Source organism: Flavobacterium sp. PL002, assembly GCF_054165825.1.
The window spans coordinates 1,714,092-1,724,899 of record NZ_CM135110.1 but is presented as its reverse complement, the minus strand read 5'-3'; the positions used below and the strand labels follow the sequence as shown (position 1 = coordinate 1,724,899).

Here is a 10,808-nt window from a genome sequence, read left to right as displayed (position 1 = left end):
ATAGCCAATAGTTCGAAAACTATTGCCTTTTGGCTAATGTCTAATTACTAAAAAGTATGCTTTCTACTTTTAATATTTTTCTTATCTCAATATGTCAATGAACTTTAATCCCCCTCCAACTCCCCCGAAGGGGGAGAGCCGATTGCTCTGGGTTCCTCCCCTTTGGGGAGGTTAGGAGGGGATTTGTGGAGAATAACGGAGTCGAACCGTTGACCTCCTGCGTGCAAGGCAGGCGCTCTAGCCAGCTGAGCTAATCCCCCAATTTCATGAGTGACTAGTGAACAGTAATTAGTGACTAGCACTAATTTTTGTTGCTTTTCAACTCTAGAATTTCCTTTAAGTTTAAATAGTTGTCTCGGACAGACTCGAACTGTCGACCCCTACATTATCAGTGTAGTACTCTAACCAGCTGAGCTACGAGACACTCTTATTCTTAAATTATTTTTTATTCAATTTCTTTAAATTAACAGCAAGAGTAATAAAGCTTCTAAATCAGACCCCAATGTCTCTTTTCGTCTCTTTCCCTACCGTGCTTTTCTTAATCCTTAATTCTTAAGTATAAATACTTATTCATTAAAAATAATACTTAGCTAACACTAAGGCTCTAGAAAGGAGGTGTTCCAGCCGCACCTTCCGGTACGGCTACCTTGTTACGACTTAGCCCTAGTTACCAGTTTTACCCTAGGCAGCTCCTTGCGGTCACCGACTTCAGGCACCCCCAGCTTCCATGGCTTGACGGGCGGTGTGTACAAGGCCCGGGAACGTATTCACCGGATCATGGCTGATATCCGATTACTAGCGATTCCAGCTTCACGGAGTCGAGTTGCAGACTCCGATCCGAACTGAGAACGGTTTTGTAGATTCGCTCCTGGTTGCCCAGTGGCTGCTCTCTGTACCGTCCATTGTAGCACGTGTGTAGCCCAAGGCGTAAGGGCCGTGATGATTTGACGTCATCCCCACCTTCCTCACAGTTTACACTGGCAGTCTTGTTAGAGTTCCCGACATGACTCGCTGGCAACTAACAACAGGGGTTGCGCTCGTTATAGGACTTAACCTGACACCTCACGGCACGAGCTGACGACAACCATGCAGCACCTTGTAAATTGTCTTGCGAAAAGTCTGTTTCCAAACCGGTCAATCTACATTTAAGCCTTGGTAAGGTTCCTCGCGTATCATCGAATTAAACCACATGCTCCACCGCTTGTGCGGGCCCCCGTCAATTCCTTTGAGTTTCAAACTTGCGTTCGTACTCCCCAGGTGGGATACTTATCACTTTCGCTTAGCCACTGAGATTGCTCCCAACAGCTAGTATCCATCGTTTACGGCGTGGACTACCAGGGTATCTAATCCTGTTCGCTACCCACGCTTTCGTCCATCAGCGTCAATATATTAGTAGTAACCTGCCTTCGCAATTGGTATTCCATGTAATCTCTAAGCATTTCACCGCTACACTACATATTCTAGTTACTTCCTAATAATTCAAGTCAGACAGTATCAATGGCCGTTCCACCGTTGAGCGATGGGCTTTCACCACTGACTTATCTGACCGCCTACGGACCCTTTAAACCCAATGATTCCGGATAACGCTTGGATCCTCCGTATTACCGCGGCTGCTGGCACGGAGTTAGCCGATCCTTATTCTTACAGTACCGTCAAGCTGGTTCACGAACCAGTGTTTCTTCCTGTATAAAAGCAGTTTACAATCCATAGGACCGTCATCCTGCACGCGGCATGGCTGGATCAGGCTTGCGCCCATTGTCCAATATTCCTCACTGCTGCCTCCCGTAGGAGTCTGGTCCGTGTCTCAGTACCAGTGTGGGGGATCTCCCTCTCAGGACCCCTACCCATCGTAGTCTTGGTAAGCCGTTACCTTACCAACTAACTAATGGGACGCATGCTCATCTTTCACCGATAAATCTTTAATAGTGGTCTCATGCGAGACTACTATACTATGAGGTATTAATCCAAATTTCTCTGGGCTATCCCTCTGTGAAAGGTAGATTACATACGCGTTACGCACCCGTGCGCCGGTCTCATTATCCGAAGATAACTACCCCTCGACTTGCATGTGTTAAGCCTGCCGCTAGCGTTCATCCTGAGCCAGGATCAAACTCTTCATCGTATATTATTTGCTTATTACTAAGCTATTTATTTTTGACTGAAGATCTATTGGTTATACTCTAATCTATCTATTCTATTACTCTTATTCTTTTGTTCTAACATCTCTATTAAAACGGCTGTCAATTCAATATGTCTAGGAACGTGTTCTTATCTTTTTTTCAACCTCGTTATTCACTTTTCGTGTTTCCCGAAGCGGGTGCAAAAGTAATAAACTCTTTTATTTCTCACAAGCTTTTTTTAAAATAATCTGAAAATAAATTTTCAACTCTTTTCGTTTTGCTTGCCATAATGTAAAGAACTTATTCGCTGTTGCGGGTGCAAAAGTAACTCCTTTATACCGTTAAACAATACTTTTGATTGCCTTTTTTAATGTTTTTATAACTTTAATTTTAAACTACTGAAAACCTTGTCTTTGAAAAAGAGCTACTGATGCGGTTTTGTATAAAAGTAGGAATTACCTCTGTTGTAGATTGGGTTTAATGAATAATATAGATATTTCACAATCTTAACTCATGACTTTATTAGGTTTGTTAGCTAAAGATACTTTTCAAACCCTCCTTCTCCTATATATAAGGAAAGTTATTGCTGTTTTTTTTAAACACATAAACCATGTAAGCTTCTATTAACCCTATCTTGAACGAAGTTAAAAACATCCATATAACTCTCTAGTGATTTACTGACCATAAAAGTACCTATAATCTAGATCGCCATCTATTGAACTACATCTCATAAAGACAAAAACGATTTTAAAAAACTAAATCCTTAAATCTACTTAATTATTATACCAAAAATTATATTATACATATATCTGAATCGCTCAGCTCAAAAAAAAAGCTTAAGAAAAAATCAAGTAACCTACATACAAACTAAATATCATAAACTGAAATACAACTATAATATACAAACAGGGTTTTAGCGGAGTAGTAAATAATTAGAGAGCGATAGCTTAATTAGCTAAACTTTTTTTTCAGAAGTTCCTCTTCGAGTTGAATATATTTTGACACAATTAGGAAAAGACATTCACCCCGTTTTAAAAGGGATGTACAAAGGTGAAGTGCTTTTTGAGGAGCTTATTGAAAATCCAGCGCGTTAATTATTTATGCTTTTATAATCCTTTGGTTAAAACAAATTGTAATTGATTATACCATTCTCGCATGAGGGATGGCAGTGGAAATCCTTTTATGCAGCGCAGCGGAATAAAAGATTGCAACGTACAGCCCGACCCAGCTGTAACGCAGTGGAAGTTGGGGCATGCCCAAAAAAAATCCCTCTTGAAATTCAAAAGGGATTAGATTGTATTTTGTGTGGTTCTCGACTCCTCTAGAACTGACAATATCCTTTTTCAATAATTACTTATCGCTATTCTTCTTCATTGTCATCATCTACTTCTTTTTCGATGGCGTCTTTGTAATCAGGATATAAAAACTTGTTGTACGGAAAGCGCGTGATGTGAATGTGTCTTACGGCTTCGTAAACACGTTCTCTGAACTCTTCAAAATTCTCCTTATTTGTCGCCGAGATGAACAATGCATTCTCTTCACCTACACGACCCATCCAAGTTGATTTCCACTCTTGAAGGGTGTAATGCCTAGGTGTTTTTTCAGTCATTAAATCATCGTCATCAATAGTCAAATGTTTGTAAGCATCAATTTTATTGAAAACCATAATTACTGGCTTATCATTGGCTTTGATATCTAATAAGGTTTGATTTACCGATGCAATATGATCTTCGAATTCTGGGTGCGAAATATCAACTACGTGCAATAACAAATCTGCTTCGCGCACCTCATCTAGCGTACTTTTGAAAGAATCAACTAGCATCGTAGGCAGTTTACGAATAAATCCTACGGTGTCTGACAATAAGAAAGGCAGGTTTTTAATCACTACTTTTCGAACTGTGGTATCTAGTGTTGCAAACAATTTGTTCTCTACAAACACATCGCTTTTTCCCACGGCATTCATCAAAGTTGATTTACCAACATTGGTATAACCAACCAAAGCAACACGTACCATAGAACCACGATTACCGCGTTGTGTACCCATTTGCTTGTCGATTGCCTTGATTTTATCTTTCAATAAAGCAATTCTATCACGTACAATACGTCTATCGGTTTCAATCTCTGTTTCTCCAGGTCCACGCATTCCAATTCCTCCTTTTTGACGCTCAAGGTGTGTCCAAAGTCCGGATAATCTAGGTAACATATAAATACATTGTGCTAGCTCGACCTGCGTTCTAGCATAGGAAGTCTCGGCACGTTGCGCAAAAATGTCTAGAATAAGGTGTGTTCTATCTAGAATTTTGCATTCAACTATTATTTTTGAGATATTCTTTTGTTGCGAAGGGGTAAGTTCATCATCAAAAATCAATGTTGAAATTCCGTTTTCCTTTACATACGCATGAATTTCTTCTATTTTTCCAGTACCCATAAAAGTTTTAGGGTTAGGGCGTTCCATTTTTTGTGAAAAACGCTTCACCACTTCTCCACCAGCTGTAAATGTTAAAAACTCTAGTTCGTCAAGATACTCTTTAAGCTTCTCTTCACTTTGATTTTGAGTTACAATACCAACAATGGCTGTTTTTTCGAAATTTAATACTTCTTTTTCTAACATATCTTTGTATAAGTTACAAATTTAATCATTTGTATGCTACAATGAGTAACTACTAGTGCTTTTTAAACTATTATAAAGAAATATTAAGGTTTTTTTTAACAAAAACGATGTATATAAAGTAGCGTTACTCGTATAAATAAGTGGTTTTAGTTTTTACAATTCCGTTTTCTTCAATAAGCGCTTGTGAAATAGGATAATTGTTAGCGTTATATTTAAATGTTGCGGATTTACCTACATAGTTTGTTGATGTTGCTTTGGAATTCAATTCGTTATGGTCAGATATTGATTGCAATTCAAATTCCTCTTCATAAAAAGAAATCAACGGAACGATTACTTTATAGTTCTCACCAAAGGTATTTTTAGCCATTAAAGACTTAACCGAATTTTTATCATCATAACTATAGTAAATAATTGTTTTGTCACCTACAAGTCCTTTGTCTCTCGATAAATTCTCTTTGTAATAACCATATTCTTTTTTACTGATAATTTGCTGGTTATAATCTCTAGAAGTTCGCCTAACAACGATACCGTTTTCAACAATATATTCATTGTCTTCAACAAAATTTTGATGGGTATTACTCTTTTTAGTATCGGCTTTAATTCTTGCTCCTTCGTACTTAAAAGTTACTGTCTTAGTAACATTCTCGCCGTTTTCATCGTATTTTTTACTAAATTTTGTTAGTCGATTTGTGTTATCATAAGTGTAATTAGTAACTTCTTTCCAATTACTTCCTTCGCGTTCTTTTACGGTCATGTCAAGTAAGCCGTTTGTATTATAAAAAAAGCCCTGAATAACATCTGAGGTTTTAATTGAAAGAATTTTTCCGTCTTTGAATACAATTGTTTTGTTTACAATTTCGCCATCTTTTAAATTTCTAAAATTTGTTTTAACAATATTAATTTGTTTTAAAACAATTGGGTTTTCTTGTGCTTGAGTTTGCACAAAGCTAAGCTGGGCCGCTATTAGCAAGGCCATAATGTAAGTTTTCATGTAGTATTTATAAATATTTGGGACCGCAAAATACAAAAACCAAATAAGAACTCTACTCCTTTAACTATTAAATATAAGTTATCGAAGCGTTAGCTCTAAAAGTAAATAGGGACTATCGCATTAAACGAAGCCCCTTTTAATTAATTAACTGAAATCAGTTTAACATCAAATATAAGTACCGACCCTCCTGGAATGGGACCAGAATCATTACTTCCATATCCTAAGTGTGACGGTATTAAAAGAATACCACTTCCACCTTCTTTAAAATAAGGAATCCCTTCTGTCCAGCCTTTTATCACTTGATTTAAACCAAAACTTATTCCTTCTGGTTTACTTTCATCAAAAACAGATCCGTCAATAAACGCCCCTTTATAAGCAACAGTAACATTAGATGTTGCTGTAGGTTGCGCAGCTGTTCCTGGCTCATTGATTACATAATACAAACCAGTACCTGTTTTTTGAGCATTCAAATTGTTTTTAGCAATATAATCTGTAATTTCTTGTTCGTTTTTAGCTACATAATCTACCTCTTTATCTTTTTCACAAGAGATAAAAAGTGTTAGAATAACTGCAAATAAAGCATATTTCATGGTATTTCAATTTTAGAATCTCACAAATATACTAAAACTGATATTCATATTTCTAAAATATTATTTGCTAAAAATTTGAACATCATCCAGTTTAAAACTCCCATCAAGGGCTACATTTTTACCTGAGCCACTATATTTAAAAGCTATATTTATCTTCCCCTTATAATTAGACAGGTCTATTTTCCCAGAACCTATAAATTGATTTGAGGCAGTGGTTTGTTTAGCTATTTTAGCATCAACCAAAACCCAATTTGCCTTATCAACCCGCAGTCCATCAAAATTTGTAGCAATATAAACTTTTAAGCTATTAAGCGCTGAGTCTACATCAAGATCTTCTTGCGCTGTTCTAAAAGTCAACACCTCATTCTCCTGCAAATCCATATCAATTTTTGGAGAAATTAACCATGCAACATTAGAGTCTACTTTAGTTCCACTGATAACAAATTCAGCATAGCCATTGTCGTAAAGTACATTAGATCTCCAAGAAAGTTTACCCTCCTCAATAATATTTACCCATCCAGGTAAACTTAAATTCGCTTTATCTGTAACTGATTGGAAATTTTCAATAAAAAAAGGAACTACTCTTTCTCCTTCCATTTTAATATCATCCTCTGAGCGCACCATTAATTGATAATCATCCCCGTACCTAGTCATAACCCCTCTAACTTTGCCACTTCCCGCTGGAACTACATTTGCTGCAAAACGGGCATAACTACTCGTTCTCAAAATAATTTGATTACCCTCATCATCAAGTAAACTCCAATTAGTTGCACCACCTATATCATTTGACTCTTCATAGTACTTACGTCCAATAGCGTCTTCTTTAAATTGTACGGTAGAAAATTCAACTAAAGTGTTTAATGTTTTATCCTCTTGAGCTTGAGCAATGGTCATTGGTGTAACTAGTTGATCATCTGTTAAACTTGTACAAGAGGCAAGCAGCACTTTTTTATAATCATTTTGCGACAAGCGTCCCACGCCACCTATATTATAACTACTCACATAAATACTTCCTATTCTAAGTCCACCATATTTGATATCCGTATACTGGTCTTTAAGTTTAATAAATACCTTACTTCCTAAACGATAATCTACATAGATGTTACTCACATCTACGGGCACACTAAAACCAATAGCCTTAGTTGTGGCTGTTGCCAAAGTTTGAAAAGAGACCGCTTTAAAAAAATTACCATACTCATCTGTAGAAACTACATACGCTTCAATTACATCATCAAACTTATATTGATTAACAATATTATTTGCCGCTTCATGAACCTCTGCAACCGTCCTATTAGGTGTTAATTTGATCTGGTCACAATCTAAATTTGGGATGGTTACCTCATCATTAATGCATCCCGAAAAAGCAATACCCAAAACTATTAGGCTAAAATAATTACTTACATGTAACTTCATAACAAGTGTTTTTTAATTATAAACTAAATGACAGATTAATAAAAAATGTTCTTCCATATCCGTAATAATATTTGTTACCAAAAGAAGGCGTACCACTAGCAACGTCTTGATTGAGTTGTCTAAAGTTTCCATTTCTAGCTTGTTCGTACCCTCCCGTTTTATAAGTAGTATTTAATACATTATTAATACTAACAAACAGTCCTACATATTTTCTTTTTATCCGCCAAGACTTCCCTCCAATAATATTTAACAATAATAAATCCGGAAAACGTTCTTGTTTAAGCAATTCAGTTGCTCTCTCACTTGTGGCTTCGGGAAAGGGAAAACCACTTGCAGGATTTATATTAAAGCTATTGGTCCTTGTAATGGCTGAAAAATCAATGTAAGTATCAGCGAGATAATTTAAGTTTGTGGCAACCCACCAATATTTTGGGTCTCTATATTCTAAACCTAGACTATACGCTTGTTGTGGCATTCCTGCTTGTTTATAATTTTTTAATAATGCCTCGCCAAAGTCAAATGAAGGTTTCGTATTCTCTACATTTGCTAGTGCATCATTAGTCACTGTTAAATTAGGATTGTTATCATAAATATTATTACTGTATGCTGCAGCAAAAGTCAACTTAATAGTTGCCGTAAGTTGTTTTTCTACACTCAGTTCCAATCCACTATTTTTAGTATTGATATGCGTCAAGCTTTGACTAACAAAAGCATTTGTATTTGTATATCCTGCTCCATTGTCAAAAATTCCTTCGGCATAAAAAAAAGAAGTATTTGTTGCATCTTTTATAGTAACGTAATATGCTGTCATTCGTGCTTTGAACTTTGGTGCTCTAAATACATAATTCAAATCTAAACTGTTTACAATTTCATTGTCTAACCCCTCCACTATAGCATTATTTAAGCGTGAATTTGAAAAAGTATTTCGCAAACCAGGAGCTTTAGTAAGGTGTGCTGCATTGAAATTTAACAGCTGCTTACCCGAAATTTTGTATGTCATCCCTCCCTTAAAACCAAAATTCTCAAAATTTATCTTTTGGCTTTTGCCAAAAGAAATGCTTTCATATATTCCATTTTTATATAAACCCTGTCTTTGATAATTGGTACTTGAGAAGGTTTGTGCTAAATAAAAATCGATTTTGTCATAAGAGAATTTAAACTGCGTAAAAGCATCTAATGTTGTTGCGTTAAAATTATAATTGTATCCGTATTCATCCCCTACTTTTACTTGTCTGTTGGGATTATTCAAATCAGCTTGTGCTTGATTGCCTTTATAAAAACCGTCAATATCTTCAAAATAGGTTCCGCCTAATAAATCTAATACTTTTTGATAGTTATGTGATTTTAAATTTTTAAAAGTCGCTCCCGCTTGTATGGATAGATTGTCATTTACCTGACTATTAAAAATTGAATTAGCCACAAATAAATTATCATCAGTACGGTCTTCATACAAAATATAATGGCTTTGAGAAGGCGCATAACCCGTAACCTGTCCATTAGCATCTAAAACAGCTGTTTGATTTGCACGGTATAACGCTGCCCAATCAATTTGAGGGTTGGCAAGAAAGGCTTCCTTACTTTCCTCTGCATTTTCGTAATCTGGAGTAAAGCTACCTGAGTATTCGCCATTATCACTAGCATACAGTGCACTAAAGTAACTAGGAAGTTTTCTGAAATAACTAGGGTCTGGACTATTGACCGTTTGATAATCAATATTGCTGTTACCAATTTTTCCAAATTGATACATAACACTTGTGTCAAGAGTGGTATGGTCATTTATTGTGAAATAATGATTTAACATTAAAATAGGCTCCTCAATAGTTTTTACTCTTGAATTTCTTTTTTCACCATTTTGGTATCCCCAATAAGAGTTGTATTTCTCATTTGTTAAACTAGTAATTTCTGCTGTGTTAGGTGAGCTCTTACCTCTAGAATTGGGTGTATACATTCCTGTAAAATTAATTGAATGCTGGTCATTTATTTTTTTTTCAACACTTATTAGTAGTGAGTTAGCATCATAAGTCGTTCCTTCAAAATAGCCTTCATTAGCATATCTTTTTCCTGCAGATATTACATACGCCCATCCAGAACTTGTTAATCCAGAGGCATGAGTTACCATAGCGCGTAAATTGTAATTCGTATTTGTTCCTGACAAAGTAAAGCGAGTACCAGCTCTATAATTCGATGCTCTGGTGTCTATTTGTTGCGTTCCTAAAATACCTCCAAAACTATAATTAGAAGGAGCTGTTCCTATGGTAAATTCTTGATTACGGGTAGCATCATTTAACCCTCCCCAATTGCTCCATTGTGGTCTACCATCGTAAAGTTTGTTCATTGGAATGCCATTAATCATAAATGTGGCTTGTTCAGTATTCAGTCCGCGCATTTTAAAACGCGCTTGTCCCCAATTGAAAGCAGCCGCTTGTTGAAAAGCATCTTTAGAAGACTGTAACAAACCTGAAATGCTTTCTGAACCACTATTGTCTTCACTTAAATCATTTTCAAACAACCTGATAACAGCTGCTTGTAAATGTGTTATATCATCATCTTCTAGAAGAACATTTCCTAAATTTACTATTTGATTTTCACCAATACTGATAGAAAACAATGCGTCTTTATATCCTTGACTGTGAAAAAGAAATAGTTGTTCCCCTAGTGGAACTCCAGTAAAGTTAAAAGAGCCCAAATCAGTTGTTAACTGCATTTGATTTGTATTTTGAATTGTAACCACTACATATTGTAATGGTTGCTGGGTTTTTGCATCTAAAACTTTTCCTGTAACTCCGTTTGGGTTTTGCGCCCATAAAAATCCCATTTGGAAAATAAAATACAACTTGAAAATAATGTCTTTCATAAAAGGATTGTAATGTAAAAATTACGCGTTATATTTCTAAAAAAACTATATTGCTTTAGAAGGTTACACTTGCAAATAAATTAATAATATGACCTATAAATGTGTTATTAAAAACAGAAGCGCGTTTTAATAACATTATAATTTCAGCCTATTGGGATCTTTAAAAACGTAAGCGCGTTTATGGAAGTGGTATTTATAAACGGCCTAAAAACCAACTAAATATTTGATT

At 35.9% G+C, this 10,808-nt stretch carries 5 protein-coding genes, 2 tRNA genes, 1 rRNA gene and 1 pseudogene; 1 reads left to right on the top strand and 8 read right to left on the bottom strand.

Annotated features, from left to right (window positions below):
* Positions 1 to 186: 186 nt before the first annotated feature.
* From ACVEGE_RS07480 to ACVEGE_RS07470, 3 genes are all read right to left on the bottom strand, one after another.
* Positions 187 to 260 (bottom strand) — tRNA-Ala (locus ACVEGE_RS07480).
* A gap of 90 nt (positions 261 to 350) precedes the next feature.
* A tRNA-Ile gene (locus tag ACVEGE_RS07475) sits at positions 351 to 424 on the bottom strand.
* Positions 425 to 608: 184 nt separating this feature from the next.
* Positions 609 to 2,122, bottom strand: a 16S ribosomal RNA gene (locus ACVEGE_RS07470).
* A gap of 975 nt (positions 2,123 to 3,097) precedes the next feature.
* On the opposite strand from ACVEGE_RS07470, the pseudogene ACVEGE_RS07465 reads away from it, so the two are divergent.
* A pseudogene (locus ACVEGE_RS07465) lies at positions 3,098 to 3,214 on the top strand (winged helix-turn-helix transcriptional regulator); the annotation flags it as partial.
* 266 nt (positions 3,215 to 3,480) lie between these two features.
* Here ACVEGE_RS07465 and hflX read toward each other — a convergent pair.
* The 5 genes from hflX to ACVEGE_RS07440 all read right to left on the bottom strand — a co-directional run bounded on the left by hflX (position 3,481) and on the right by ACVEGE_RS07440 (position 10,579).
* A complete protein-coding gene (gene hflX, locus ACVEGE_RS07460; RefSeq protein ID WP_192501812.1) occupies positions 3,481 to 4,731 on the bottom strand; it encodes a GTPase HflX in 1,251 nt (416 codons plus the stop codon).
* A gap of 124 nt (positions 4,732 to 4,855) precedes the next feature.
* Positions 4,856 to 5,722 carry a hypothetical protein gene (locus tag ACVEGE_RS07455; RefSeq protein ID WP_173855317.1) on the bottom strand — a complete coding sequence of 289 codons (867 nt, stop codon included), beginning with the start codon at positions 5,720 to 5,722 and terminating at the stop codon, positions 4,856 to 4,858.
* A 140-nt stretch (positions 5,723 to 5,862) separates the two neighbouring features.
* A complete protein-coding gene (locus tag ACVEGE_RS07450; RefSeq protein ID WP_192501813.1) occupies positions 5,863 to 6,312 on the bottom strand; it encodes an FKBP-type peptidyl-prolyl cis-trans isomerase in 450 nt (149 codons plus the stop codon).
* A gap of 60 nt (positions 6,313 to 6,372) precedes the next feature.
* On the bottom strand, positions 6,373 to 7,725 hold the full coding sequence (locus ACVEGE_RS07445; RefSeq protein ID WP_192501814.1) for a DUF5689 domain-containing protein: 1,353 nt from the start codon (positions 7,723 to 7,725) through the stop codon (positions 6,373 to 6,375).
* Positions 7,726 to 7,741: 16 nt separating this feature from the next.
* Positions 7,742 to 10,579: a carboxypeptidase-like regulatory domain-containing protein gene (locus ACVEGE_RS07440; protein WP_192501815.1), complete on the bottom strand. Its 2,838-nt coding sequence runs from the start codon at positions 10,577 to 10,579 to the stop codon at positions 7,742 to 7,744.
* Positions 10,580 to 10,808 lie beyond the last annotated feature (229 nt).

Excerpts from the sequence above, each read along its gene's own strand:
- hflX (WP_192501812.1), bottom strand. The coding sequence starts at position 4,731 with ATGTTAGAAAAAGAAGTATTAAATTTCGAAAAAACAGCCATTGTTGGT.
- ACVEGE_RS07440 (WP_192501815.1), bottom strand. The coding sequence starts at position 10,579 with ATGAAAGACATTATTTTCAAGTTGTATTTTATTTTCCAAATGGGATTT.
- ACVEGE_RS07445 (WP_192501814.1), bottom strand. The coding sequence starts at position 7,725 with ATGAAGTTACATGTAAGTAATTATTTTAGCCTAATAGTTTTGGGTATT.
- ACVEGE_RS07450 (WP_192501813.1), bottom strand. The coding sequence starts at position 6,312 with ATGAAATATGCTTTATTTGCAGTTATTCTAACACTTTTTATCTCTTGT.
- ACVEGE_RS07455 (WP_173855317.1), bottom strand. The coding sequence starts at position 5,722 with ATGAAAACTTACATTATGGCCTTGCTAATAGCGGCCCAGCTTAGCTTT.